A 24,688-nucleotide genomic window follows, 5' to 3' on the forward strand; every position below is an offset into this window, starting at 1 on the left:
GCGTCGGACTCCATCCGTACTCTTCGTGGCCATGACTCCGGATCATGACCGTGCGCGGGGCCCGGGCGGTCGCGCCGGTCTGTCCGAACTGTTACGCGGGCACCGGCTCGCCGTCGGCCTGACCCAGGCCGAGCTGGCGGACCGGGCCGGCGTGGGCGTACGGACGGTCCGCGACCTGGAACGGGGACGCGCCACCCGGCCCCAGCGCACCACCGTCGACCTGCTGGCCGACGCGCTCGGTCTGACCGCTGAGCGGCGGCGGGAGTTCGTGGACACCGCCCGGCCCGCGGCACTCCGCCCGCCCGCCACGGGTGCCACCGACGATCCGCCGGTCGCGCTGCCCCAGCCCGTACCGCTGCTGGGCCGCGAGCGGGACGTGGCGGAGGTGTCCGGCCTGCTCGACGCGTACCCCGTGGTGAGCCTGGTGGGGCTCGCCGGGGTGGGCAAGACCGCGCTGGCCGTCTCGGTCGCGCACGTGGTGGCGGCCCGGCATCCGGCGGGCGTGGCCGGGGTGCTCGTGGGCGAGGGCTCGGACACCGCCGACGTGCTCGCCGCGTCGACCTCGATGTTCGGCGTGAACCGGCTGGCCGACCTCGCCTGCAGGATCGGCGACCGGCGGGCGTTGCTGGTCGTCGACGCCGTGGACCGGGCGCCGGACGCGGTGGCTGGGGCACTGCGTGCGCTGACCGCCGCCGCGCCGACGCTGCGGGTGCTGGTGACCGGCCGCCGCCCGGCCGGCCTGCCCGGCGAGCTGGTCCGGCCGGTCGCGCCGCTCGACGTGCCACCGGCCGGCGTCGAACCCGCGTACGCCGCCGACCTGGACCGCTGGCCGGCAGCAGCGCTGTTCGCCGCCCGGCTCGCCCAGGTCCGCCCGGAACCACCCACAGCGGCCGAGCTGCCGGCGCTCGCCGCGCTCGTGCGCCGGCTCGGCGGACTGCCGCTGGCCATCGAGCTGATGGCGGCACGGGGACGCATCCTCGACGTCGTCGAACTGCTCGACCGCTACGGCGACCGCGTCCTGGACCTGACCGGCGTACGCCCCGGCTGGGAGCCCGCCGACCCGTCCGCCGGCACGGTGACGCTGCGCGACGCGGTGGCGACCAGCTATCACTCGCTCGCGTCCGCCGACCGGACGGCGCTGCGGTGGCTGTCCGCGTTCCGTAACCGCTGGTCGGTCGAGCTGGCCGAGGAACTGCTCGCCGACGGCGGCCGGCGGTGGGACGCCGCGCCGATGCTGGACCGGCTGCGCGAGCTGGGCCTGCTGAGCGTCCGCGGCACCGGCCGGTTCCGGTTCCGCCTGCTGGACGCCGTGCGTGACTTCGCCGCCGAGCAGGCCGACGTCGAGGGCGAGACCCACCGCGTCCGGTCGCGCCACGCCTCGGTGATCGCCGGTCTGGTCAACCGCACCGCGCCAGGGCTGGTGGGCCCGCGGATGGCCGGCGCGGTGCACGTGCTCGACGAGGTGACGAGCGACATCACCGCCGCGCTGGCGTACGCCGCCGAGCACGCGCCGGAGACGGCTCTCCTTCTCGCCGCCTCACTGCCGCGATGGTGGCGGCTGCGTGGGCGGGACGTCTCCGGCCGGCACCGGCTGCGCGGGCTGCTCGCCGATCCGCGTACCGCAGGCGCCCGGCCCACGCTGCGGGCCTGGGCCATGATCGGCGCGGCCCGGCTGGCCGTCGAGCACGGCGCGGGCGCGGAGGAACTGCCCGCGGCCCGGGCTGCCCTGGTCATCTTCACCGAGGCGGGCGACGTGACCGGCGAGCTGTCCGCCCGGTCCGTGCTCTGCGCGCTCCTGCCCGGGCTCGGCGCGCACGACGAGGCCCGCGCGCAGGCCGAGGCCGCGCTGGCGGCGGCCACCCGGCAGCACCGGGTACGCGAGATGGCCGTGGCCCAGTCGCACCTCACCTGGCACGACGTACGCGAAGCGAAGCTGGCCGGTGCCCGGCGGCGGCTGGCCACCGTGGACCGGCTGGCGGCGCAGTGCGGTGACCAGCGCCTGCGTGTGCTGGCGCGGGCCGATCAGGCCGAGCTGACCCGCCTGGAGGGCCGGTACGCGGAGGCGGTCGAGCAGGGGCGCCGGGTGGCGTCCGCGCTCACGGAGCTGGGCGATCCCGGGCGGCGGCGCCGGACGATCGGCGCGGTCGGGTTGGCCCTGGCCCACGCCGGGCGCGTGGACGAGGCGCTGGCCACCGTGGCCGAGCTGTGGCCGTCGGGGGCGGTGCCGGACCGTCGTCGGCCACCGGCGGTGGAGATGCTCGACGCGCCAGGCTCGGCCGGGGACGCCCGCACCGGGGACGCGCTGCGCGGTTTGATCGAGGGGCATGTGGCGTTGCGCCGGGGGGATCGGGATCTGGCGGCGGAGTGGTTCGCCGCGGCGGCTGACGCGGCCGAGGGCGTCGCCGACCGGCGGGATCTGGTCGAGGCGCTCGTGGGGCTGGCGGTCAGCACCGCCGACCCTGGTGTGCTGGACCGGTTGGACGCGGCGCGGCGGGTCACCGGCGTCAGCCTGCTGCCGCAGGAGGAGGAATTGCTGTTCTCCCTGATGGGTCGTCGGGCGCGATGAGCGCTGTCAGCGTTGCGACGGCCCGGGCGCGGGGCGGTGGAGGGCGCGGGGGTGGCACGAGCGAAGTAGCCCCCTGGTGCTGCCCCTCGCTCAACGCTCGCGCCAGCACCCCCCGGTGCCCCCCGCGCTCGGGAAGACTACCGAGGTCGGACGATCGATTCGCGATTACTTATGCTGATTTGTCTGACCGCTTGGCCGATTCTGCCGGTCATTCTGCCGGTGACCGGCGGGTAGCCGTCGCAGGCCGTCAGGCGACGTCCTCGGCCAGGTCGGTGCTGCCGGCGGTAGCGCCCGGATGGACCGCGTCGCGTACCCGGCGCAGCCCGTCCAGCAGCCCGGCGAGCTGCGCCGGATCGAGCTGGCTGGTGAACCACTGCTCGATGATCCGCAGATGGCCGGGAAGCACGGCGTCCAGCCGGCCAAGTCCCGCGGCGGTCACCACCGCGAAGGAACTGCGCCGGTCGGACGGGCAGGCACGCCGGCGGATCAGCCCGTCCCGTTCCATCCGGTCCACCACGCGGGTGACACCGCTGGTGGAGAGCGAGGTCTGTGCGGCCAGGTCGGTCATCCGCAACTGGTTGTTGGGTGAGCGGGCGAGTCGGGTCAGCACCTCGAACTCGACCGGAGAGAGGCCGTGCTCCTCGAATTGGGCGGCGAACCGGGCGGCGAGCCCGGCGTGCGCCTCGACGAGCAGGCCGACGGCAGTGATCCGGGGGTCGTCGAACACGTTCTGGTCCACGCCACCATCCTAGCAACACTTGACACGGGGAATATTGTCTAAACTATAGTTGCTTAGTCAGTCGTTGGGCACCTAGACATTCTTCTCCGGAGGAGAGCATCATGACCAGCAGCACCGAGGCGACTACCCGCGACTGGGAGGGTCTCACCATCCCCACCCCCGGCACCTACGTGCTGGACGCCGCGCACAAGCGCGTCGGCTTCGTCGCGCGGCACATGATGGTCAGCAAGGTACGCGGTGAGTTCGCGGACGCCACCGCCACCATCACCGTCGCCGACGACCCGATGCAGTCCTCGGTCACCGCCAGCATCCAGGCGGCCAGCATCAACACCGCCCAGGCGGATCGTGACGCGCACCTGCGCAGCCCGGAGTTCCTCGACGCCGAGCAGTTCCCGACGCTGGAGTTCCGCAGCACCGCTGTGAAGTCCCGCGAGGGCAACGAGTTCGTGCTCGCCGGCGAGCTGACCATCAAGGGCGTGACCCGCCAGGTCGAGCTGGAGGTGGAGTTCGAGGGCGTGGGCCGCAGCCCGTTCGGGCAGGACATCTTCGGCTTCTCCGCCTCCACCGAGATCGACCGGGAGGACTTCGGCCTGACCTGGAACGTGGCGCTGGAGACCGGCGGCGTCCTGGTCGGCCGCAAGATCAAGATCGAGATCGAGGGTGAGGCCATCCGCCAGGGCTGAGCCCGGCACCGGCCCGTGGGGCCCGCACCGTCCGCCGACGGTGCGGGCCCTTCCCGTGTACGCCCCGGCGGTGCGAATCGTCATGTGACGTTCTCCGCACGGATGTGCTGGTGACGGCGGTGACGGGGTACAGGTGCAGACCTGTCGCCCGCCCAGCAGGACGACGGCACGGGCGCACTTACGCCCATCACGCGAATGGTTCACAATGCGTTGCGGAACGGGTACGGTTCCGTCGCACCGGCGCCGGGAGGACACATGGGCAGAGACGTCGAGCAGGGCGCCTTCTCCCGCGAGGATCGGGTCCGCTACCGGCAGAAGGTGCGGCGGTGCCTGGACGTCTTCGCGCTGATGCTCGACGACTTCGGCTTCGACGCCGACCGCCCGATGACCGGGCTGGAGATCGAGCTGAACCTGATCGACGCCGCCGCTGAACCGGCCATGCGCAACGACCAGATCCTGGCCGACATCGCCGACCCGCTCTTCCAGACCGAGCTGGGACAGTTCAACCTCGAACTGAACGCCTCGCCCCGGCTGATCGAGGGCGGCGGCTTCGCCGACTACGAGCAGGACCTGCGCAGCAGCCTCAGCCGCGCCGACGAGCGGGCCGCCAAGTCCGACGCGACGATCATGATGGTCGGCATCCTCCCCACGCTCACCGAGCGCCACCTGGTCGCCGACAACCTCTCCACGAACGAGCGGTACCGCGTCCTCAACGACCAGATCGTCGGGGCCCGGGGCGAGGACATCGAGCTGGACATCAACGGCGTGGAGCGGCTGCGTACGCACACCGACTCGATCGCGCCGGAGGCCGCCTGCACCAGCCTCCAGTTCCATCTCCAGGTCGCGCCGGACAGCTTCGCCGACTACTGGAACGCGTCCCAGGCCATCGCCGGCGTGCAGGTCGCCGTCGGCGCCAACTCGCCGTTCCTCTACGGCCGGCAGCTCTGGGCGGAAACCCGGATCGCGCTGTTCCAGCAGGCCACCGACACTCGCCCGGACGAGCTGAAGGCTCAGGGCGTACGCCCCCGGGTGTGGTTCGGCGAACGCTGGATCACCTCGATCTTCGACCTGTTCGAGGAGAACGTCCGCTACTTCCCCCCGCTGCTGCCCATCTGCGAGGAGGAGGACCCGGTCGAGGTGCTGCACGCCGGTGGCGTGCCACAGCTCGGCGAGCTGCGACTGCACAACGGCACCGTCTACCGCTGGAACCGTCCGGTGTACGACATCATGAACGACCGCCCGCACCTGCGGGTGGAGAACCGGGTGCTGCCCGCCGGACCGACAGTGGTCGACATGCTCGCCAACGCGGCGTTCTACTTCGGGCTGGCCCGGGGCCTCGCCGAGTCCGATCGTCCGATCTGGAGCCAGCTGACGTTCAGCTCGGCGGAGGAGAACTTCCACGCCGCCGCCCGGCGCGGCATCGAGGCGGTCCTGCACTGGCCCCGGCTCGGCGACGTGCCGGTCACCAAGCTCGTCCTGGACACGCTGCTCCCGGTGGCCGAGCAAGGGCTGGACCGGTTCGGCGTCGCGCCCGCCGAGCGGGACCGCCTGCTCGGTGTGATCGAGGGCCGCTGCCGTACCGGCCGTAACGGCGCGGTCTGGCAGACCGAGACGGTGTGGACGGCCGAGCGGCACCGGGGCCTGGATCGGGAGGCCGCGCTGCACCACATGGTCAAGCGGTACGCCGAACTCCAGCGCGGCAACGAGCCCGTCCACACCTGGCCGGTCGACTGACCCTGTCGCCCCGCCCCACCCGCCCCGCGGGTGTCGCTTCAGCGGCCTCGACGGCGGGTGCTCTCGGTGGCCGGCGGATCGGTCTGGCCTGACGGCGTGGTCGGGGACGGCGTGGTCGGGGACGAGGAGTCGTCCTGGGGCGCTGCGGCCGTACTCTGCGGGTCCGGCCCCTCGGCGCTCGGACCGGCCGGCACGACCTCCGCGGATGCCTCGGGCTGCCGCTGCGCGGGCACGGCCCGGCTGCGACGCCCGGTGGTGGACCGGGTGGCACGTCCACGATTCGCCTCTGGCCGGCCGGGTGCCGTGCCCGGTGCGTCCTCCACTGCCGCATCCACGAGATCCGACGCCGACCGGCCCGACACCGACGTGCCGGACAGGGCGGACGCCGACGTGCTCGACCGGCCCGACGCTGCCGCGCCGGCCACGGTCGACGCTGCCGCGTTCGACTGCGACGTGTCGGACGTCGAGGCGTCCGACGGCGGCGTGCCCGGCTCGGCCGGGTCCGCGGTGACCGGCTCGGCCTCCGCGCCGATCGGATCCGGCTCACCGGTGCGCCGGCGGGGCGCAGCCGTCCGCTCGGCGCTACGGCGATCGCCGCGCTGGGCCAGCGCGGCCATCACCATCGAGCCGCCGACGCCCGCGATCACCGCGTACGGGGCGATCAGATGGGCCGACAACTGCTCCGCGGCGATCCCGGCCAGACGCGGTACGGCAAGCAGGTACGCCAGCGCGACGAGCAGCGGTCCGGCCGCCCCGGAGGCCGCCGCGCCGACCCGGATCTCCGGTGCGCGAGCGGCTCGCCGCGCCGCCACCAGGCCGATCACCAGAGCGGAGAGCACCGACAGCAGCGCGCCGGGCCAGTAGAAGTAGTCGCGGATCCAGAACACGCCACGGTCCGCGCTGATCTGCCAGATGCCGAGCTGGGCGGTGGTCAGGCCACGGCCGGCCACCACACCGTCCACCACCGACACCACGGCGAGCAGCCAGAGCCAGCCGGTGGTGGCGATCAGGTTGGTGGCGGCGGCACGGGTGTGCAGCGCCCAGACGGCCAGCAGCACGCCGAGCACCAGCCCGGCACCCGCGTACGCGGCGGCGACGGCCTGCGGCGAGGAGACGTCCGGCACCCGGGCCGCCCGCGCCGGAACCGCCACCAGCAGTACGGTGACGAGCGCGCCGACACCCGCGGCGAGCGCCAGCCCGAGCCGGGGCGGCGCGGCCTGCGGCTCCTCGTCGTGACCGCGCAGGCGCTGGGCGCAGACCGCACCGACGACGACCGAGGTCGCCGCGATCCAGGTCGCCCAGGCGAGGCTCGCCACCCAGGCCGCCTCGTCCCGTACCGCGCCGGCCGGCGACCAGTCGATGATGCCCAGCCCGTACCCGAACCCGAGTTGCGCGGCGCCCGCGCCGGCGGCGACGCCGAGCGCGGCGGCTGTCGATCCTCCCCAGCCCCGTCTGACCATGCCGGGGAGCGTAACGTCCCGAGGTCGGCGCGGCGAGTCGTAGCGACGGGCCGTGACCGCTTGGCGGCAAGGGATACGGTCGTCGATGATCGGGGCGAGGGAGCATGACGGACGAGCAGCAACCGGCAGACGAGGGCACCCGCCCGGGGCGGGCCAGGCTGCTCGTCAGCGGCGGCCTGGCCGTGGTCCTGCTGGCGGTGATCGGCGCCAGCGTCGGCTGGATCCTGGCCGGCGAGCCGGAGCGCCAGGCCGCGCCCGCCGGCACTCCACCGGTCGGCGCCACGCCCACGTCGGCCTCCCCGTCCACAGCGCCGTCGACCGCCACCGCCTCGCCCACCGGCACGCGCACGAGCGCCCCGGCCGGGCTCACGGTGCCCGAGGTGGTGGGCGCCGACTTCGAGCAGGCCCGCCGGGACCTGCGCGAGCGCCGGCTCGGCTGGCGACTGGTGTTCGGTACGGGCACCGGACGCACCGTGGAGCGCGCCTCACCGCCGCCCGGCACCCCCGTGAAACGCGGCATAACCGTCACCGTGTGGGTCTCCGGCCCGGCGCCGGCCGTCACCGTGCCCGCCGTGGACACGCTGTCCTGCTCCGACGCGGCAGACGATCTGGTGGACGCCGGGCTCTATCCCCGGTACGCCACCGGCCGCCAGGGCCCGGTAACGGCCCAGGATCCGGTGGCGCGCAGCACTGCCCGGTGGAACGACCAGGTCACGTTGACCTGCGGTAATGCGGTGTCGACGCCGCCGGCGGCGTCGCCGTCGCCGACTCCCTGACGAGCGCGGGCGCGCTGATCCCGGCCGAGCGGGCCGGGGCCCGCTACGGTGGACGATCGAGGGCCGTGCGCCCCGTCCCGGTGGGGAAAGGACGTGCCATGAGCGACGACCGTCAGGAATCTCCCGCCGGTGACGCGGACGCGACCCGGGCGCTGCCCCGGAACGCGGGCGGGGAGGACGCCGACGCGACCCGCGCCATGCCGCGGAACGCGGGCGACGCCACCCGTCCGTTGCCCGGCGGCCCGGTCGGACAGGGCGGGCCACCGGTGCCGGGCCGTCCGCTCGACGCCACCACCCCGCAGGAACCGGTGGGTGCCTGGTCCGGCCGGGCCGGGGTGCCGCCACCACGGCCGGCGGGCTATCCCGAGCCCGGAAGCGAGTGGTACGGCGAGGAGCAGGCCGGGCGCCGCTGGTGGATGCCGATTCTGCTCGGCATCCTGGCGCTGCTTCTGCTCGCGTTGATCGGGGTGGGGGTGTGGCTGGCGCTGCGTGCCGCCGACCGGGACTCCGATCCGGGCCCGCCGGTGCCGAGCATCTCGGCGCAGACGAGCGCCGCCCCGACGACCGCCGCACCGACCAGTGCCGCGCCGAGCAGTTCACCGCCGAGCACGCCGGCCACCACCGCGCCGGTCGAGGTGCCGATGCCGCCGCTCGTGGGGCTGCCGGAGGCCGCTGCCCGCGCGGCGCTCGATCGGCTGGACGTGGACTACCGGGTGCAGCGGCGGGCGTCGGACCGCCCGGCCGGTACGGTGATCGCCACCGATCCGGAGGCCGGCTACCCGGTGGGTGAGGACGACCGGGTCACCATCGTGGTGGCCGTACCCGCTCCGCCGACGAGCGGTCCGAGCACGCCGGGCTCCGCTCCGGCGACGACCACGACGCCCTGAGGTTCACGGCGTCGAGCATCCGAGGTCACCACTGGCGCCTGCGAGTGCCGACCAGGCCCAGCCCGGCCAGCGAGATGGCGAGCCCGAGCAGCCCGGAGTAGAACAGTGACCGGCTGAGGTCGTCGGTGCCGGCGGCCGGCCGCTCGGCCAGCGTGCCCTCGCCGCCCCCGGTGCCCGCCGGCGGGTCGTCCTCGTCCTGTGAGGTGTCGGTGGCGGCCCAGCCGTCCTGGTCGTCGGCCGTGTCGGACGCCGCCGGGCCGGAACCGGCCGCATCGGATCGAGCCGCATCGGACTCGGTCCGGCCGTCCTCACCGGCCACGGTGATCTCCGGGGCCGGCACCGGCTCGGCGAGCTGCTGGGTGGCGGAGAAGGCGGGGTGGCGTACCGCGAGCGCGAGCGCTGTCGCGGTGACGAGGAAGAGGAAGAGACCGAGGGCATAGCCGACACGGAAGCGGTGGTGCCGCCGCGCGGCGGGCAGATTGACCATGACCATCCCAGGTTCGGGGTCCATGGCGCGCGGGGTGGAACGTGCCGGGGTGGGCGTACCGATTCTATGGCGACGGCACGCCCACCCGACCGGGAATCGGCAGGTCAGCCGATCCGGACCGGAGTCCGGACCACCGGGCGGCGGGCCGTCCGCACGGTGTGCTGCCGCGGAGCCGGCGCGGCCTGGAGCTGCCGCAACCCCTCCTGGAGTACGAAGATCGACCGCCGGCTGACCGCGTCCCCCGCCGCGTTCAACTCGTAGCCTTCGAGCCAGAGCCAACCGTCGTAGGTCGGCCAGTCGAGCACCCGGATGACCCGGAACATGATCGGTCTGAGGAACTGGACACTCGCCGCGCGAGTCACGTGCAGTACGTCACCGGAGCGGGGAAGCACATGGGCTCCTGGGAGGGTCGGCCGGCCGGGACCGGCGAGGCGGATCGGGTCGGTGCGGTCCGGTGACGGGGGTTGCCTCGTGGACCGACGGTCTGTGGGTCGGTGGTGGTCGGGCAGTACCCGCGGTGGCGGACCGCCACCCGACCATCACCCGGCTGCTCCCGGTTACCGCTCCCGCCGCCGCAGCCAAGCTGGCGTGCAGCGACGGGGTCTTCATTCCGGGGCAGGTCGCACGGCGCGGGACGGCTCCCCTCCGGCCGTCCCGCGGACCGTGGTGCCACCACGCCCGGAGATCAAGCGAAGACGGTGAGTAACCCGTGCCATACGGACAGCCTGCATCAGGGACGTGCGACATGCAAGTTGCACGTCGACTTTTGCCGATAGGTGAGTCGGACACGCAATCGGCGATACTTGAAGCGTCAGGCACCAGAACGGCACACTGGACGCCGGTTTCGCCCGTCGCGGCCGGTCGACGACTGGCACCACCCTGCCGCGAACGTTCGCCCGCCGCCCCGGTCGCGCCCGCGGTGGGTTCCGAATCGGGGCGCGACCGACCGGAGGTAGCTGTGAATCGTGGTCCCGCCAGCCGATGGATGGCGCCGTGACCGAACGGCGCAGCCCTACCATCCGGCGACGCCGGCTGGGTGCGGAACTTCGCCGGCAGCGGGAGGCGGCGGGCATCACCATAGAGGTGGTCGCCGAGCAGCTGGAGTGCTCCGCGTCCAAGATCTCCCGGATCGAGACCGGCCACACCACAGCCACCCCGCGCGACGTGCGCGACATGCTCCGCATCTACGGGATCGTCGGCGCGGAGAGCGACGAGCTGGTGCAGATCGCCCGGGAGGCCCGGCAGAAGGGCTGGTGGCATCCGTACAGCACGGTGCTCGTCGGCGCCTACGTCGGCCTGGAGGCGGCGGCCGGCTCGATCCGCACCTACGAGCAGCAGGTGGTGCCGGGGCTGCTGGAGACCGAGGAGTACGCCGGCGCGATGATCCGCGCGGCCCGTCCGGACATCACCGACGATCAGGTCGACCAACGGGTGCGTGTCCGTCTGGGCCGTCAGTCGTTGTTGACGCAGGATGATCCGGTCGATCTGTGGGTGGTGCTCGATGAGGCGGTGCTGAGTCGGCCGGTTGGCGGCGACGCGGTGATGCGTGGTCAGCTCAAGCGGTTGGTGGAGGTGGCCGAACTGCCGAACGTGACGGTGCAGGTCCTGCCCTTCGCGGTGGGAGCGCACGCCGGCATGGACGGGACCTTCACCATTCTCAGCTTCCCCGAGCCGAGTGATCCCGATGTCGTGTACGCGGAGAACGCCACGGGTGGGCTCTTCCTGGAGAAGAGCGACGAACTTCAGAAGTACAGCTTCATCTTCGATCACATTCGAGCAGCGGCCATGCGCCCGGAGGAGTCCGTCGCATACATCGCGAGACTGGCAGAGGAGCCACTGTGGAAATGGCGACCAAGGAGTTCCCCGTGGACCTGACGCAGGCGACGTGGTTCAAGAGCTCGAAGAGCGGGCCGAACTGCGACAACTGCGTCGAGGTCGCGTACGTGACCGGGGCGGTCGGAGTGCGGGACTCAAAGGACAAGGCCGGCCCGGCCCTGGTCTTCGCTCCGGGTGACTGGCACGCCTTCGTCGCCCGCGCGCGAGGCGGCGCGTTCGGCCGGAGCTGACCGGCAACGAAGTGTGGTCCCGCCCGGCAGCGCCGCCGGGCGGGACCATTCGCGTTCCCGGGCCCGTGCGGTGGCGGGCACCCGTCGCCAGTTCCGATCCGCCTCGTTGAACCGCACGGATCGGCAACCGAACGAGGCAGGCGAGACGGATGACGACGATCGGTTCAGAGAACCTCACCAGCGGCCCGGGCAAGCCCGAGCGGTTCGGTGGCAAGTACCGGGGGGCCCGCCGGGACACCGTCCTCACCGAGGTGGTCTCCGGCGACGGTGAGGACGCGCGCGAGGGCAGCGTCCCCGAGCCGGCCGCGGCGCCGCTGTCCCTGCCGTCGCTGGACCCGAACCCGCTCACCGAGCCGTCCTTCCCGCCGAGCGGCTGGCCGGTCGAGCAGCAGGAGTCCCTGGTGGACCATCCACTGCTGCGCGGCCTGCTGATGGAGCTGCCCCCGAAGGGCAGCGTGCCCCCGCCCGGCTGGCTGGACCGCTGGTTCGAGGCGACCCGCGCGATCCTGGAACTGCTATACGTGCAGGGCACGAGCCGGTCGCGCTGACACCGCCTCGGCCGCCGGCATCGCCCGCTCGGCGAGCCGGTTGTGCCGCAGCGCGTGGCGTACCCCGATCGCGCACGCACCGAGCACCCCGACGGTGGTCACCGGCCCGGCGACGCCCGGCGCGGCGAACAGGTCGACCCCGACCGACGGCAGCACCGCCACCAGCACCGCGATCGCCGTCACCTGGAGAGGCAGCGCGATCAGCGGGTGCGCGGCCGCCGCGCGCAGTCCGTGCGGGGCGGGCGTGCCCGGTGCCGCCGCGAACGCGCCCGCGCCGGACCGCAGCCGCCGGACCCGCCGTACCGTGCAGACCGCCACCACGGCCGCCGGAAGCGCCGCGACACCGAGCGCGGCGGCGGCGCGGTCCACAGTGGTGCCGTCGGCGCGTTGCAGGCCCGCGGCGAGGACCGCCGCGGTGAGTGCGAGGCCGGTCAGCACCAGGGCGGACAACCATCCGGTACGCCGGCGCAGCGCCCGGGCGCGGTCGAGCCCGGGCAGGCCCTCCGCGACCAGTCCGGCGGCGAGCCAGACGGCGGCGACGGGAAGCAGTACGGCGAGACGGTCATCCATGCCCCCTAGCCTTGCCCGGTTCGGCGTTCGACGAATCCGGGACGGCACCCGGGTTCGTCCCGTACCCGGGCCCGTAGGGGTCGAGGGCTCAGACGTCGAACGTGGCAGGACGCCCGGTGGCCGGCGCCGGCGGAGTGGCCTTCCACAGCCCGGTCTTCTGGGCGGCGAGCCGGGCCAGGTAGGCCGGGTTGAGGATGACGTACCGGCGCCACAGGCGCTTGGGCTCCAGACCGAGCCGCCAGAACCACTCCAGTCCGGCGCGCTGCATCCACGGTGGCGGGTTGCGCAGCAGGCCGGCGTGATAGTCGAAGGCCGCGCCGACAGCCATCAGCGGCATGTCCAGCAGCGGGCGCATGGCGTACGCGAAGATCTCCTGGCGCGGGCAGCCCAGCCCGACCAGGACGAGGCGGGCGCCGCTGGCCCGGATCCGGTCGGCGATCTCGGCGTCCTCGCCCGGTGCGACGGCCCGGAACTTGGACGGCTCCACCCCGGCGATCTTCAGCGCGGGGAACTTGCGCTCCAACGCCGGGACCAGCCGGGACAGGGTCTCCTCGGTGGAGCCGTAGAGGTAGACCGGCAGCCCTTCCTCGGCGAACCGGGCGAGCACCCGCAGGGTCAGCTCCGGGCCGTAGACGCGGTCGGTGAGCCCGGCGCCGTGCAGCAGGTTGAGCGCCCAGCGCACCGGCTGCCCGTCGGGGGTGACCACGTCGAAGGAGTTGAGCCGGGCGTTGTGCGCCGGGTCGAGCACGCCTGTCATCACGCCGTGCACGGCCAGCGCGGTGAGCGCCAGCGGGCGGCGCTCGTGCGCGGCCGCCACCACGGCCTCGGTGGCCCGGGCGTAGTCGGTCGCGTCGACGCCCACGCCGAGCACGTTGCGCTTGGTCCCGGTGGTCATGCCTTCGGTACCCACTTGTCGGCGTTCGCCTCGTAGATCTCGCGGAGGATCATCGGCACGTCGTACGTGATCTTCCAGGACGGGTAGTGCTCCTCGAACCGGGCCATGCTGCTGACGTACCACTGGTGGTCGCCGGTGCGGGCCTGCTCGACGTAGTTGATCCGGGCCTCGCGGCCGGTGATCTCCTGGGCGACCCGGAACGCCTCGATGTGCGAGGTGTTCGAGTGCCGGCCGCCGCCGAGGTTGTAGACCTGGGCGGAGCGCGGTTCGCGGAAGAACGCCTCGAACGCGGTCAGCACGTCGTGCGAGTGGATCGCGTCCCGGACCATCTTCCCCTTGTAGCCGAAGAGGTTGTACGTCCGGCCCTCCATCACGCACCGCATCAGGTACGCCAGGAAGCCGTGCAGCTCGGCGGCGGAGTGCGCCGGGCCGGTCAGCGTGCCGCCCCGGAAGCAGGCGGTCCTCATGTCGAAGTAGCGGCCGTACTCCTGCACCATCACGTCCGCGGCGACCTTCGAGGCGCCGAAGATCGAGTGCAGCGACTCGTCGATCGACATGTCCTCGGTGATGCCGCCGTACCAGCGGTGGTCCTCGGGCAGCTCGTAGCGGGTCTCCAGCTCGATCAGCGGGAGCGAGTTCGGCCGGTCGCCGTACACCTTGTTCGTGGAACAGTGGATGAACGGCGCGTCGATCGCGTGCCGCCGGGTGTTCTCCAGCACGTTGAGCGTGCCACCGGCGTTCACGTCGAAGTCGGTGAACGGCTCCTTGGCGGCCCAGTCGTGGCTCGGCTGGGCAGCGCTGTGGATCACCACGGCGATGTCCTTGCCGTACCGCTTGAAGACCTGCTCCAGCCCGTCGCGGTCGCGGATGTCGACGGCGTGGTGGGTGTACGCGGAGCCCAGGTCGGCGGCGAGCCGGTCGAGGCTCCAGGCGGTCGAGCCGTCCTCACCGAAGAAGTACCGCCGCATGTCGTTGTCGATGCCGACCACGTCGAGACCGAGTCCGGCGAAGTGCCGGGCCGCCTCGGAGCCGATCAGACCGCCGGAACCGGTCACCAACGCGACAGTCACACGCCACTCCTGGTCCATGGGAGGCAGGGAAACCATCGGAGCATAGCGTGACGTCCGGAACGCCCCGATACGAAGCGAGGGCCCCGCAGTATGCGGAGCCCTCGTCCTGGTGGGGATGGGGGGAGTTGAACCCCCACGTCCTTTCGGACACACGGACCTGAACCGTGCGCGTCTGCCATTCCGCCACATCCCCGTGGCTGACCTGCGACACCATATCGCATCCCGCGCCCGCCATCTGCGGCGGGTGCCGGGACATATTACGCTGTCCACTGGCCACGCCACGAACGATCACCGCTCGTGGCGGGCGAAACTTTAGCACGTCCGCGGGCCTGGTCACGAACAGGCCGACGGCAGCCGGCCGAGCGGCGTGTGAGCTGCGGAGGCGGTGTCCGGATACCATCATTGCCTCGGGACCCGAGGAGGAGCCGGTGAGCGTGCTGCAACGCTTCGAGAAGCGTCTGGAAGGCCTGGTCGAGGGGGCCTTCGCCAAGGTCTTCAAAGGGGTGGTCCACCCCGTGGAGATCCTCAACGCCATGCAGCGGGAGGCCGAGGCGCACAAGGCGATCCTGGCCGGTGGGCGCACCCTTGTGCCCAACCGCTACGTGATCGATCTCTCGCCGTACGACCACAGTCGGTTGGCGCCGTACGCGGCCGCGCTGGCCCAGGAGCTGGCCCAGTCGCAGGCCGAGTTCATCGGCGAGCAGGCGTGGACGGTCTACGGCGACGTGATCGTCGAGGTCGAACGCGGTGAGGGCCTGGACACCGGCATGTTCCGGGTCACCGCCGAGGTCTACACGGGCGGGGACGTCGCCCCGGTCTCCGCGCCCGGCGGCTACGACGCCGGCCCGGCGTACCCGGCGTACGACCAGGGTGGCGGCTACGGCCCCCCGCCCGGTCACGGCGGTGGCCGCAACGTCCGCCTGGTCTCCGGCGACGGTCGCACCTACCCGCTCCAGATGGGCTCGACCGTGATCGGCCGCGGCGACCAGGCCAACCTGCGCCTGCCCGACGTCGGCATCTCCCGGCGCCACGCCCGGCTCGACTTCGACGGCGGTCAGGTGGTGCTCACCGACCTGGGCTCCACGAACGGCACCATGGTCAACGGCCAGCGGGTGTCGGCGGTCGCCCTCAACCCCGGCGACATGATCCAGCTCGGCACCACGACGCTGACCTTCCGCGTGGACGGCTGATCCGCGTTGCCGGAACTGGTCATCACCGTCGCCCGGTTCGGGTTCCTGATCCTGCTGTGGATCTTCGTGTTCACGGTGGTCGGCGTGATCCGCCGGGATCTCTTCGCCGGCGCCCGGTCGGGCAAGCTCGTGGCCGCGCCGCGGGGGATCGGCGCGTCGACCGGGCAGCAGCAGGGGAAGCCCGCCAAGGCCAAGCGCGGCCGGGCCGCCCACCAGTTGGTGGTCACCGCCGGGCAGCTCGCCGGCACCCGGATCACCCTCGGGGAGGCCCAGATCACCATCGGCCGGGCGGAGGACTCGACCCTGGTGATCACCGACGACTACGCCTCGGCGCGACACGCCCGGCTGATGCCCCGTGAGGGGCAGTGGTACGTCGAGGACCTCGGATCGACTAACGGCACCTATCTCGATCGCGCTAAGGTCACCGGACCAACCCCCGTCCCCCTCGGCGTGCCGATCCGGATCGGCCGCACTTCCCTCGAATTACGGCCATGACTCTGACCCTGCGCTACGCGGCCCACAGCGACCGCGGTCTGATCCGAGACGGTAATCAGGATTCCGTCTACGCCGGACCGCGGCTGCTCGCCGTGGCCGACGGCATGGGCGGCATGGCCGCCGGTGACGTCGCCAGCAACATCGTCATCGGTGCCATGGCGCCACTCGACGAGGACGTCCCCGGTGACGCCCTGGTCGACGCGCTCCGCTCCGCCGTGGGCACCGCCAACCAGCAGCTCCGCGACACCGTGGACGCCAACCCGCAGCTGGAGGGGATGGGCACGACGCTCACCGCGACCCTCTTCTCCGGCAGCAAGCTCGGCATGGTCCACATCGGTGACTCGCGGGCCTATCTCCTGCGCAACGGCGAGTTCGCGCAGATCACCAAGGACGACACGTACGTCCAGATGCTCGTCGACGAGGGCCGGATCAGCGCGGAGGAGGCGAGCAGCCACCCCCAGCGCTCGCTGCTCACCCGGGCGCTCGACGGCCGTGACATCGACCCGGAGTACAGCGTCCGCCAGGTGCTGCCCGGTGATCGCTACCTGATCTGCTCCGACGGGCTCTCGGGCGTGGTCAGCGCGGAGACCATCGCGGACGCCATGCGGGAGTACCCCGAACCGCAGCGGTGCGTGGAACGCCTGGTGCAGCTCGCGCTGCGCGGCGGCGGCCCGGACAACATCACCGTGATCATCGCCGACGCCACCGACCAGGACATCGTCGAGGCGTCCCCGATCGTCGGCGGCGCCGCCGCCCGCGACCGGGGCATGGCGACCTCGGCCGACGACTCCACCCCGGCGGCCCGCGCCTCGGCGTTGTCCGCACCCCGGCCGCCCGCGCCCGAGGAACCGGTGGACAACCGCGACGACGAGCCCGAGCGGCGTCGCCGCCGGCCGCTACGCACCGTCGCGATGGTGCTGGCGCTCGCGGTGATCGTCGGCGGCGCCGGGTTCGGCGGCTGGACGTACACCCAGCGGCAGTACTACGTCGGCGCCACCGACGACGGCCAGCTCGCGGTCTTCCGCGGGGTGCCCGGGCAGATCGCCGGGCTGGACCTGTCGGACGTGCACGCGCGCAGCGACGCCCGGCTCGACGACCTGACCCTGGCCGCCCAGGAGCGGGTGAAGCAGGGCATCCAGGCCCGCAACGAGCCGGACGCGGAGCGTCGGCTGGCGGAGTTGACCAGCGAGGACCCGGCGAACCCGAACCTCAAGCCGCTCTGCCCGCCCGAGCCGTCGCCGGGCCTGACCAGCCCGGCACCGGCGGCGACGCCGAACGCGCTGACCCCGCAGCTCAACGGCAGCCCTGCACCCTCCGCGCCGCCCGCCGGCTCGCCGACCTCGACCATCACGCCCGACGCCGTACCCTCCGACACCGTTCCGCCGGCCGACCCGGCGGGTTGCCGGTCGCCGGAGTGAGTGCCCGTTCGATCCTGAGGACGTATCCGTGACCGCAGCCGCCGTACCGGCCGCCTCGCCCGCTTCGACGGGCGGGGAGTCCGGCGCACGCCTGGCCCGGTCCCGGCGTAACGCCGAACTGTCCCTGCTCCTGCTCGCCATGGTGCTCGTGGCGGCGTACGCGGCGATGGTCGAGGCGAAGGCGCTGGACACGATCACGCCCGACTTCTGGATCCCGGCCGCCGCGCTGGGGCTGGTCTTCCTCGGCCTGCACCTGGTGATCCGCTGGCTGGCGCCGTACGCCGATCCGGCGCTGCTGCCGGCGGTGGCCCTGCTCAACGGCATCGGCGTGGGCTTCCTGCGCCGCTACGACCTGGCCAAGGCCACGCCCGCGGAGCGGGAGGACCTGGCCATCTTCGCCGGCACCGGCGGCCGGCAGCTCGCCTGGACGCTGGCGGCCGTGGTGCTCGCCGCCGGGCTGCTGGCGATCCTGCGCGACCACCGTTCGCTGTCCCGGTACGCGTACACGCTGGGCCTGGCCGGCATCGTGCTGGTGATGATCCCGGCGGTGCTGCCGAGCCGGTTCTCCGAGATCAACGGCGCCAAGCTGTGGATCAAGTTCGGCGGGTTCTCCATCCAGCCCGGCGAGTTCGCCAAGCTTGCCCTGCTCACGTTCTTCGCCTACTACCTGGTGCGCAAGCGTGAGGTGCTCTCGCTGGCCAGCCGGCGGGTGCTCGGCATCGACTTCCCGCGCGGGCGCGACCTCGGCCCGGTCCTCGTGGTCTGGCTGATCAGCCTCCTGGTCCTGATCTTCGAGAAGGACCTGGGCACCTCGCTGCTCTACTTCGGCATGTTCGTGGTGACGCTCTACATCGCCACCGAGCGGGTCAGCTGGCTGCTCATCGGTCTGCTCCTGTTCTTCGGCGGCGCCTATCTGGCATACGTGCTGGGCAGCACCGTGGGCGGCCCGTTCGCCAACTTCTACGACCGGGCGCAGATCTGGCTCGACCCGTTCGCCGAGCCGTACGACAGGGGCTACCAGCTGGTGCAGGGCCTGCTGACGCTCGGCACCGGCGGCCTGTTCGGGGCCGGCCCGGGTGGGGGCCAGCCGGCGCTGCTGCCCGAGGTGCAGACCGACTTCATCTTCGCCGGCATCGGTGAGGAGATCGGCCTGTTCGGTCTCTCCGCGCTGCTGGTGATCTACCTGCTGATCGTGGAGCGGGGCCTGCGGGCCGCGCTCGCGGTGCGGGACTCGTTCGGCAAGCTGCTCGCCGGTGGTCTGGCGTTCACGCTGGGCCTCCAGGTCTTCGTGATCGTCGGCGGCATCAGCAAGCTCATCCCGCTGACCGGTCAGACCACCCCGTTCCTGTCCGCCGGTGGCTCCTCGCTGATGGCGAACTGGCTGCTCATCGCGGTGCTGCTGCGCGTCTCCGACGGCGCCCGCCGTTCGGTGACCGGTGGCGGCGGTCCGGCGGCCCGGCCGTCCGGCGGTCCGCCCGAGCAGTTGCACGGCGCCCCGACGGAGGTGATCCGGCCGTGAACGCCCCCCTGCGCCGTGTCGGCGTTGTCGTGATGGTCCTGTTCGGGCTGCTGTTCGCGAACCTGAACTGGATTCAGGCCTACAAGGCCGACGAGTACCGCAACAGCGACTACAACGGCCGGGTCCAGGTCGCCGAGTACGACCGCAAGCGCGGCAACATCGAGGTCGGCGGCACCGCGTACGCGCTCAGCAAGGAGACCGGCGGTGAGCTGAAGTACCAGCGCACCTACCCGGGCGGGGAGATGTACGCGCACGTGCTCGGCTGGAAGCCGGTGAACGGCAGCGCGAGCGGCATCGAGCGGGTGGAGAACGACTTCCTGGCGGGCACCAGCGACGTGCTCATCGCCAGCCGGATCAAGGACATGTTCACCGGTGACGAGACCGGTGGCGGCAACGTGCTGCTGACGCTCTCCAAGCGCGCCCAGGAAGCGGCGTACAAGCAGCTCAACGACAACCAGGTCGGCGCGAAGAAGGGCGCGGCCATCGCTATCGACCCGCGTACCGGCGCGGTGCAGGCGCTGGTGTCCATGCCGAGCTTCGACCCGAACCCGCTGGCCAGTCACAACAGCACCGAGGCGGACCGGGCGTACAACACACTGGAGAAGGACAAGGACCGGCCGCTGGCGAACCGGGCGCTGTCCGAGACGCTGCCGCCCGGCTCCACCTTCAAGATCATTATGGCCGCGGCGGCGCTGGAGAACGGCGTCGGGCAGCAGACCCGCATCCCGGCCGGCTCCAGCTACACCGCGCCCGGCGCCGGCCAGCCGATCCGCAACGCCGCGCCGTCCATCTGCCCGGAGTCCCAGGTGACGCTCCGGGAGGCGGTGACCGAGTCCTGCAACACCGGTTTCGCCCAGCTCGGCGTACGCCTCGGCGCGGACAAGGTCAAGGAGAAGGCGAAGCAGTTCGGCTTCGAGCAGGAGGACCTCACCGTCGGGCAGCTCGGCGAGGGCGGCCTGCCGGTGGCGGCCAGCCGCACCGGCGACATGCAGAACCCGGACGGCAGCACCGACCCGGCTGCGCTCGCCCAGTCGTCGATCGGCCAGAACAACGTGCGGATGACGCCGTTGCAGGGCGCGCTGATCGCCGCCGCGGTGGCGAACAAGGACGGCAAGCAGATGCGTCCGTACCTGGTCAAGCAGCTGCTCGGGCCGGACCGCACCACCGTCTACGACGCCGCCCAGCCGCGCGAGCTGCGCCGCCCGATCAGCGGCCAGGTCGCGGCCGACCTGCGCGACATGATGCAGAACGTGGTGAAGGAGGGCACCGGCCGCCGGGCCGCCATCGACGGCTTCGTGGTCGGCGGCAAGACCGGCACCGCCGAGTCCGGCCCGAACACCCCGGACCACGGCTGGTTCATCGGCTTCGCGCTGGACAAGGACGGCACGCCTATCTCCGCGGTCTGCGTAGAGCTGGAGCAGGCGGGCAGCGGCGGCAGCGCCGAGGCGGCCCGCATCGCCGGCCGGATCATGGCGGCGGTCATCACGGACTCCGGGAGGCGCTGACGTGCTGGCCCCGGGAGTGAAGCTCGGCAACCGCTACCGCCTCGACGAGCGGATCGCCAGCGGTGGCATGGGCGACGTCTGGCGCGGCACCGACCAGGTGCTGGGCCGTACCGTCGCGGTCAAGAGCCTGCTCCCCGCGCTGCTGGACGAACCGGGCTTCGCCGAGCGGTTCCGCGGTGAGGCCCGGACCATGGCCACCATCAACCACCCCGGCGTGGTCGACGTCTACGACTTCGGCAGCGACCAGCACATCGCGTTCCTGGTGATGGAGTACGTCGAGGGCGACGCGCTCTCCGCCACGCTCAGCCGGGTCGGCCGGCTGACCCCGGCCCGCACGATGGCCCTGCTGGCGCAGGCCGCCGACGCGTTGCACGCGGCGCACGAGAAGGGCATCGTGCACCGCGACGTGAAGCCCGGCAACCTGCTGGTCCGGCCGAACGGCACGCTCGTGCTCACCGACTTCGGCATCGCCCGCTCGGAACTGATCGGCCAGCTCACCGCCGCCGGATCGGTGCTCGGCACCGCGTCGTACATCTCGCCGGAGCAGGCCACCGGCGCGGTCGCCACCCCCGCCTCGGACGTCTACGCGCTGGGTGTGGTCGCGTACCAGTGCCTGGCCGGCCGCCGCCCGTTCGAGGGGGACAACCCCCTTGAAATCGCCATGAAGCACGTGCGGGACAACCCACGCGCGCTTCCGCCCGACATCCCGCCGCAGGTGCGGGCGATCGTCGAGCGGGCCATGGCGAAGGATCCGGCCGCGCGCTGGCCCAGCGCCGCCGCCCTGGCGAGCATCGCCCGGCAGGCCAAGCTCGCGCTCTCCCAGGCGGCCCGCGCCGGGCACCCGATCTCCGGCGTGCCCGCCTCACCGGCTGCGCCCGTCGCGCGGGCGCAGGTGCCGGCCGCCGCGCCGCGTCCGCAGCCAGCCGCCGCGCCGCGCCCGCAGCCGGTCGCCGCCCCGCGCCCGCAGCCCCGGCCGCCCGTGTCCCCGGCCCGCCCGCCGGTCACGCCGCACCCGGCCGTGGTCGCGCACCCCGCCCCGCAGCCCCGTCCGCCGGTGGCGCCGCGCGGCGCGGCCCCCGTCCCACAGCCTCGCCCCATGCCCCACCACAACCCCGTGGGGTACCCGCGACCGCCCGCCGCCGCAGCACCCCGGCGCTCCCGGTCCGGGCTGTGGACGACGGCGATCGTGGTGGCCGTACTGGTCATCCTCTGCTCGGGCGTGATTTCGTTCCTGTACCGGAAATACGGTGCTACCGCAGCCGCTCCGGCGAGTGTGAGCGTGACCTCCGGCGCGGTGCGGCCGTACGAAGGCGACTATCCGGTCCGTACGTCGTACCGTCGTGAGGTACGCCTCCTGCCGGCCGGCGGCGGTACGACGACGAGCGAAGGACGAGAGACGCGATGACAGCGCAGGCCCGCCTGCTCGGTGGCAGGTACCAGGTCGGCGAGCTGCTGGGCTACGGCGGCATGGCGGAGGTGCACCGCGGCCGTGATCTCCGGCTCGGGCGCGATGTCGCGATCAAGATGCTCCGTACCGACCTGGCCCGCGATGCCACCTTCCAGATGCGGTTCCGCCGCGAGGCGCAGAACGCCGCTTCGCTCAACCACCCGGCCATCGTCGCCGTCTACGACACGGGGGAGGAGACCGCCCCCACCGGCGAGACCCTGCCGTTCATCGTGATGGAGTTCGTCAACGGCCGGACCCTCAAGGAGGTCCTCGGCGTCGAGGGGCGGCTCCAGCCGCGCCGGGCGCTGGAGATCTGCGCCGACATGTGCGCGGCGCTGGAGTTCAGCCACCGGCACGGGATCATCCACCGGGACATCAAGCCCGGAAACGTGATGCTCACCCAGACCGGCCAGGTCAAGGTGATGGACTTCGGCATCGCCCGGGCGCTCGCCAGCGGCGCCACCACGATGACGCAGACCAGCGCGGTCATCGGCACCGCGCAATACCTCTCCCCGGAGCAGGCGCGCGGCGAGGCGGTCGACGCCCGCTCCGACGTCTACGCGGCCGGCTGCGTGCTGTTCGAGCTGGTCTGCGGCCACCCGCCGTTCGTCGGGGACAGCCCGGTCAGCGTCGCGTACCAGCACGTACGGGAGCAGCCGCCGACGCCGAGCACGATCAACCCGGACGTCAACCCCGCTGTCGACGCCATCGTGCTCAAGGCGCTGTCGAAGAACCCGCTCAACCGCTACCAGAGCGCCGGCGAGATGCGGGCGGACCTGCTCCGCGCCGCCGCCGGCCGGCCGGTGCTCGCCACCCCGGTGATGCCGGCCGACGAGACGATGCCGATGGGCGCCGCCGCGGGCGGCGGGTACCAGCAGGCGCAGCAGACCCAGATGATGGGGCCGCAGACCCGCCAGCAGCCGGTGGCGCGGGTGGGCGACCCGGGCAAGCGCAAGAGTTCGTCCTGGGTCATCGCCGCGCTCGCCGCGATCGGCGTGCTCTCGGTGATCGCGCTCGGCACCGTGCTCTGGCTCAACCAGTCCGGTGCCGAGAAGGTCTCCGTACCGCAGTTGGTGGGCCGTTCGCAGGCCGAGGCGCAGGCGGCACTCACCCAGGCCGGGCTGCGGTTCAAGCCCGGGGCCCCGGTGCAGAACACCACGTGCGAGAAGGGCTCGGTGGTCGACCAGAGCCCGTCGTTCGGCCAGCGGGTGGAGAAGGACACCGAGGTAACCGTCAACGTCTGCACCGGCCCGGGCCAGGTGAACATCCCCACCGGCCTGAAGGGCAGCACCCTGGCCGCCGCCGAGTCGCGTCTGCGCGAGCAGAAGCTCATTCCGGTGGTGGAGCAGGTGAACAACAGCGCGCCGAAGGACCAGGTCGTCTCCGTGTCGCCCACCGAGGGCAGCCCGGTCGCCGAGGGCAGCAAGGTGACGCTCAAGGTCTCCCGGGGCAACGTCAGCGAGGTGCCGAACGTCCGCGGCTACACCGAGGCGCAGGCGACGCAGCGGCTCAAGGAGGCCGGCTACGAGGTCCGGGTCCAGGAGGGCGAGGAGGTCGATCCGGCCGAGGCGGGCAAGGTCAGCAGCCAGTCGCCCCGCGCCGGGACCAGCCTGGAAAAGGGTGAGCGGGTGACCATCAAGGTCGACGTGCCGCGCGAGGAGGAACCCACCAGCCCGACGCCGAGCGTCACCCCCAGCACGACGCCGAGCACGCCGGGTGGCGGTGGCGGCAACGGTGGCGGCAGTGGCTTCCCGTTCCCGACCATCGCGCCGACACGTACCGACCGCTGACCTTCACCTGACCCACCGCGGCGGTGTCCCCGATCCCCGGGGCCGCCGCCGCGCCCGTTTCCCGCGACGATCATGAAGTTAGCGGCGCCGGACGTCCGATTTGTCCCCGCTAACTTCATGATCAACGGGGAGGCGGGAGGGCGGGAGGGCGGGACGCGCGGGGGCCGGGGTGGGAGGCGCGGGGTGGGTCAGGCTGCGGAGAAGGCGGCCTGGCGGCGGGCGTCCACTTCGGCGGCCAGCTCCGGGGCGCGCTCCAGCGCCGCCGGGAAGCCGCAGGCGGCCAGCCAGTTCGCCAGCATCAGGTGGCCGCCCTCGGTGAGCACCGACTCGGGGTGGAACTGCACACCCTCGATCGGCAGCGAGCGGTGCCGCATCGCCATCACCACGCCGGAGGTGGTCCGGCCGGTGACCTCCAGCTCGTCGGGGAGCGTCTCCGGCAGTACGGCCAGCGAGTGGTAGCGGGTGGCGGTGAACGGGTCGGGCAGGCCGGCGAGCACGCCCACGCCGTCGTGGCGTACCTCGGAGGTCTTGCCGTGCAGCAGCTCGGGCGCGCGGGCGACGGTCGCGCCGAACGCCTCGCCGATCGCCTGGTGACCGAGGCAGACGCCGAGGATCGGGAGCTTGCCGGCGTACTCGCGGATCACGTCCAGGCAGATACCGGCCCGATCCGGGCTGCCCGGACCGGGCGACAGCAGGACACCGTCGGCGCCGACGCGGCCCACCTCGGCGACGTCGATCTCGTCGTTGCGTCGCACCTCGCAGTCGGCCCCGAGCTGGCCGAGGTACTGCACGAGGTTGAAGACGAACGAGTCGTAGTTGTCGATCACCAGTACGCGCATCGGG

Annotated in this window: 23 protein-coding genes and 1 tRNA gene; 15 read left to right on the forward strand and 9 right to left on the reverse strand. The window is 72.7% G+C overall.

The annotated features are described in order from the left end of the window. The first annotated feature begins 31 nt into the window (after positions 1–31). On the forward strand, positions 32–2,566 hold the full coding sequence (locus tag ACFYO8_RS13320) for a helix-turn-helix domain-containing protein (protein ID WP_354866353.1): 2,535 nt from the start codon (positions 32–34) through the stop codon (positions 2,564–2,566). A 247-nt stretch (positions 2,567–2,813) separates the two neighbouring features. Here the strand turns inward: ACFYO8_RS13320 and ACFYO8_RS13325 are convergent, their stop codons facing one another. Then, positions 2,814–3,305 carry a MarR family transcriptional regulator gene (locus ACFYO8_RS13325; protein WP_354866351.1) on the reverse strand — a complete coding sequence of 164 codons (492 nt, stop codon included), beginning with the start codon at positions 3,303–3,305 and terminating at the stop codon, positions 2,814–2,816. A 101-nt stretch (positions 3,306–3,406) separates the two neighbouring features. Here ACFYO8_RS13325 and ACFYO8_RS13330 point away from each other — a divergent pair, with 101 nt between their 5' ends. Together ACFYO8_RS13330 and ACFYO8_RS13335 are read left to right on the forward strand one after the other, a co-directional pair. Next, complete coding sequence (locus ACFYO8_RS13330; protein WP_354866349.1) at positions 3,407–3,988, forward strand: YceI family protein; 582 nt, start codon at positions 3,407–3,409, stop codon at positions 3,986–3,988. Positions 3,989–4,243: 255 nt separating this feature from the next. Next, a complete protein-coding gene (locus ACFYO8_RS13335; protein WP_354866347.1) occupies positions 4,244–5,722 on the forward strand; it encodes a glutamate--cysteine ligase in 1,479 nt (492 codons plus the stop codon). Positions 5,723–5,760: 38 nt separating this feature from the next. Here ACFYO8_RS13335 and ACFYO8_RS13340 read toward each other — a convergent pair whose 3' ends face one another. Continuing rightward, a complete protein-coding gene (locus ACFYO8_RS13340) occupies positions 5,761–7,182 on the reverse strand; it encodes a hypothetical protein (protein WP_355014969.1) in 1,422 nt (473 codons plus the stop codon). 104 nt (positions 7,183–7,286) lie between these two features. Here ACFYO8_RS13340 and ACFYO8_RS13345 point away from each other — a divergent pair, with 104 nt between their 5' ends. Then, complete coding sequence (locus ACFYO8_RS13345; RefSeq protein WP_354866344.1) at positions 7,287–7,958, forward strand: PASTA domain-containing protein; 672 nt, start codon at positions 7,287–7,289, stop codon at positions 7,956–7,958. Between the two features lie 98 nt (positions 7,959–8,056). Then, positions 8,057–8,845 carry a PASTA domain-containing protein gene (locus ACFYO8_RS13350; protein WP_354866342.1) on the forward strand — a complete coding sequence of 263 codons (789 nt, stop codon included), beginning with the start codon at positions 8,057–8,059 and terminating at the stop codon, positions 8,843–8,845. 25 nt (positions 8,846–8,870) lie between these two features. On the opposite strand, the gene ACFYO8_RS13355 is transcribed toward ACFYO8_RS13350, so the two are convergent. Both ACFYO8_RS13355 and ACFYO8_RS13360 read right to left on the reverse strand, forming a co-directional pair. Continuing rightward, positions 8,871–9,338: a hypothetical protein gene (locus ACFYO8_RS13355; protein ID WP_354866770.1), complete on the reverse strand. Its 468-nt coding sequence runs from the start codon at positions 9,336–9,338 to the stop codon at positions 8,871–8,873. Positions 9,339–9,436: 98 nt separating this feature from the next. After that, entirely contained in the window at positions 9,437–9,724 is a 288-nt protein-coding gene (locus ACFYO8_RS13360) for a hypothetical protein (RefSeq protein ID WP_354866340.1), read from the reverse strand. Between the two features lie 601 nt (positions 9,725–10,325). Between ACFYO8_RS13360 and ACFYO8_RS13365 the strand changes: the two genes are divergently transcribed. The 3 genes from ACFYO8_RS13365 (at position 10,326) to ACFYO8_RS13375 (ending at position 11,946) form a co-directional block, all read left to right on the forward strand. After that, on the forward strand, positions 10,326–11,207 hold the full coding sequence (locus tag ACFYO8_RS13365) for a helix-turn-helix transcriptional regulator (RefSeq protein ID WP_354866338.1): 882 nt from the start codon (positions 10,326–10,328) through the stop codon (positions 11,205–11,207). Further along, positions 11,177–11,398 carry a DUF397 domain-containing protein gene (locus ACFYO8_RS13370; protein WP_099163142.1) on the forward strand — a complete coding sequence of 74 codons (222 nt, stop codon included), beginning with the start codon at positions 11,177–11,179 and terminating at the stop codon, positions 11,396–11,398. Before ACFYO8_RS13365 ends, ACFYO8_RS13370 begins: the two co-directional genes overlap by 31 nt. Before the next feature lie 149 nt (positions 11,399–11,547). Then, the gene (locus ACFYO8_RS13375; protein ID WP_387257233.1) at positions 11,548–11,946 is read left to right on the forward strand and encodes a hypothetical protein; all 399 of its coding nucleotides are present in this window, start codon (positions 11,548–11,550) and stop codon (positions 11,944–11,946) included. Here the strand turns inward: ACFYO8_RS13375 and ACFYO8_RS13380 are convergent. The 4 genes from ACFYO8_RS13380 to ACFYO8_RS13395 all read right to left on the reverse strand — a co-directional run bounded on the left by ACFYO8_RS13380 (position 11,914) and on the right by ACFYO8_RS13395 (position 14,674). Further along, entirely contained in the window at positions 11,914–12,516 is a 603-nt protein-coding gene (locus ACFYO8_RS13380; RefSeq protein WP_387257235.1) for a hypothetical protein, read from the reverse strand. The genes ACFYO8_RS13375 and ACFYO8_RS13380 overlap by 33 nt on opposite strands. A gap of 88 nt (positions 12,517–12,604) precedes the next feature. Next, positions 12,605–13,411, reverse strand: coding sequence for a WecB/TagA/CpsF family glycosyltransferase (locus ACFYO8_RS13385; RefSeq protein ID WP_387257237.1), 807 nt, complete (start codon positions 13,409–13,411; stop codon positions 12,605–12,607). After that, on the reverse strand, positions 13,408–14,517 hold the full coding sequence (locus ACFYO8_RS13390; protein ID WP_387257239.1) for an NAD-dependent epimerase/dehydratase family protein: 1,110 nt from the start codon (positions 14,515–14,517) through the stop codon (positions 13,408–13,410). The genes ACFYO8_RS13385 and ACFYO8_RS13390 overlap by 4 nt, the downstream gene beginning before the upstream one ends. Before the next feature lie 71 nt (positions 14,518–14,588). Next, a tRNA-Leu gene (locus ACFYO8_RS13395) sits at positions 14,589–14,674 on the reverse strand. A gap of 208 nt (positions 14,675–14,882) precedes the next feature. Here ACFYO8_RS13395 and ACFYO8_RS13400 point away from each other — a divergent pair. The 7 genes from ACFYO8_RS13400 to pknB are packed head-to-tail and all read left to right on the forward strand — an operon-like array spanning position 14,883 to position 23,845. Further along, on the forward strand, positions 14,883–15,671 hold the full coding sequence (locus tag ACFYO8_RS13400) for a DUF3662 and FHA domain-containing protein (RefSeq protein WP_026267912.1): 789 nt from the start codon (positions 14,883–14,885) through the stop codon (positions 15,669–15,671). Between the two features lie 6 nt (positions 15,672–15,677). Then, positions 15,678–16,166 carry an FHA domain-containing protein gene (locus ACFYO8_RS13405; RefSeq protein ID WP_354866330.1) on the forward strand — a complete coding sequence of 163 codons (489 nt, stop codon included), beginning with the start codon at positions 15,678–15,680 and terminating at the stop codon, positions 16,164–16,166. Further along, positions 16,163–17,584, forward strand: coding sequence for a protein phosphatase 2C domain-containing protein (locus ACFYO8_RS13410; RefSeq protein WP_387257240.1), 1,422 nt, complete (start codon positions 16,163–16,165; stop codon positions 17,582–17,584). The genes ACFYO8_RS13405 and ACFYO8_RS13410 overlap by 4 nt, the downstream gene beginning before the upstream one ends. Positions 17,585–17,612: 28 nt before the next feature. Continuing rightward, on the forward strand, positions 17,613–19,103 hold the full coding sequence (locus tag ACFYO8_RS13415; RefSeq protein ID WP_354866326.1) for an FtsW/RodA/SpoVE family cell cycle protein: 1,491 nt from the start codon (positions 17,613–17,615) through the stop codon (positions 19,101–19,103). Then, entirely contained in the window at positions 19,100–20,608 is a 1,509-nt protein-coding gene (locus ACFYO8_RS13420; protein WP_387257242.1) for a peptidoglycan D,D-transpeptidase FtsI family protein, read from the forward strand. The genes ACFYO8_RS13415 and ACFYO8_RS13420 overlap by 4 nt, the downstream gene beginning before the upstream one ends. Before the next feature lies 1 nt (position 20,609). Further along, positions 20,610–22,013 (forward strand): protein kinase, encoded by a 1,404-nt coding sequence (locus tag ACFYO8_RS13425; protein WP_355094779.1) that lies wholly within the window; start codon positions 20,610–20,612, stop codon positions 22,011–22,013. Then, positions 22,010–23,845, forward strand: a complete 1,836-nt coding sequence (gene pknB, locus ACFYO8_RS13430) for a Stk1 family PASTA domain-containing Ser/Thr kinase (RefSeq protein ID WP_355014970.1) — start codon at positions 22,010–22,012, stop codon at positions 23,843–23,845. The genes ACFYO8_RS13425 and pknB overlap by 4 nt, the downstream gene beginning before the upstream one ends. Before the next feature lie 188 nt (positions 23,846–24,033). Here the strand turns inward: pknB and ACFYO8_RS13435 are convergent, their stop codons facing one another. Next, the gene (locus ACFYO8_RS13435; protein ID WP_354866318.1) at positions 24,034–24,684 is read right to left on the reverse strand and encodes an aminodeoxychorismate/anthranilate synthase component II; all 651 of its coding nucleotides are present in this window, start codon (positions 24,682–24,684) and stop codon (positions 24,034–24,036) included. Positions 24,685–24,688: the final 4 nt, after the last annotated feature.

It is taken from the genome of Micromonospora sp. NPDC005257 (genome assembly GCF_042872445.1).
Taxonomy (GTDB): Bacteria; Actinomycetota; Actinomycetes; order Mycobacteriales; family Micromonosporaceae; genus Micromonospora.

Bases quoted from the DNA above. Each gene is read 5' to 3' on its own strand.
- ACFYO8_RS13375 (WP_387257233.1), top strand. From the start codon at position 11,548: ATGACGACGATCGGTTCAGAGAACCTCACCAGCGGCCCGGGCAAGCCC.
- ACFYO8_RS13335 (WP_354866347.1), top strand. From the start codon at position 4,244: ATGGGCAGAGACGTCGAGCAGGGCGCCTTCTCCCGCGAGGATCGGGTC.
- ACFYO8_RS13390 (WP_387257239.1), bottom strand. From the start codon at position 14,517: ATGGTTTCCCTGCCTCCCATGGACCAGGAGTGGCGTGTGACTGTCGCG.
- ACFYO8_RS13340 (WP_355014969.1), bottom strand. From the start codon at position 7,182: ATGGTCAGACGGGGCTGGGGAGGATCGACAGCCGCCGCGCTCGGCGTC.
- ACFYO8_RS13410 (WP_387257240.1), top strand. From the start codon at position 16,163: ATGACTCTGACCCTGCGCTACGCGGCCCACAGCGACCGCGGTCTGATC.
- ACFYO8_RS13385 (WP_387257237.1), bottom strand. From the start codon at position 13,411: ATGACCACCGGGACCAAGCGCAACGTGCTCGGCGTGGGCGTCGACGCG.
- ACFYO8_RS13350 (WP_354866342.1), top strand. From the start codon at position 8,057: ATGAGCGACGACCGTCAGGAATCTCCCGCCGGTGACGCGGACGCGACC.
- ACFYO8_RS13330 (WP_354866349.1), top strand. From the start codon at position 3,407: ATGACCAGCAGCACCGAGGCGACTACCCGCGACTGGGAGGGTCTCACC.
- ACFYO8_RS13345 (WP_354866344.1), top strand. From the start codon at position 7,287: ATGACGGACGAGCAGCAACCGGCAGACGAGGGCACCCGCCCGGGGCGG.
- ACFYO8_RS13320 (WP_354866353.1), top strand. From the start codon at position 32: ATGACTCCGGATCATGACCGTGCGCGGGGCCCGGGCGGTCGCGCCGGT.
- pknB (WP_355014970.1), top strand. From the start codon at position 22,010: ATGACAGCGCAGGCCCGCCTGCTCGGTGGCAGGTACCAGGTCGGCGAG.
- ACFYO8_RS13380 (WP_387257235.1), bottom strand. From the start codon at position 12,516: ATGGATGACCGTCTCGCCGTACTGCTTCCCGTCGCCGCCGTCTGGCTC.
- ACFYO8_RS13355 (WP_354866770.1), bottom strand. From the start codon at position 9,338: ATGGTCATGGTCAATCTGCCCGCCGCGCGGCGGCACCACCGCTTCCGT.
- ACFYO8_RS13435 (WP_354866318.1), bottom strand. From the start codon at position 24,684: ATGCGCGTACTGGTGATCGACAACTACGACTCGTTCGTCTTCAACCTC.
- ACFYO8_RS13370 (WP_099163142.1), top strand. From the start codon at position 11,177: ATGGCGACCAAGGAGTTCCCCGTGGACCTGACGCAGGCGACGTGGTTC.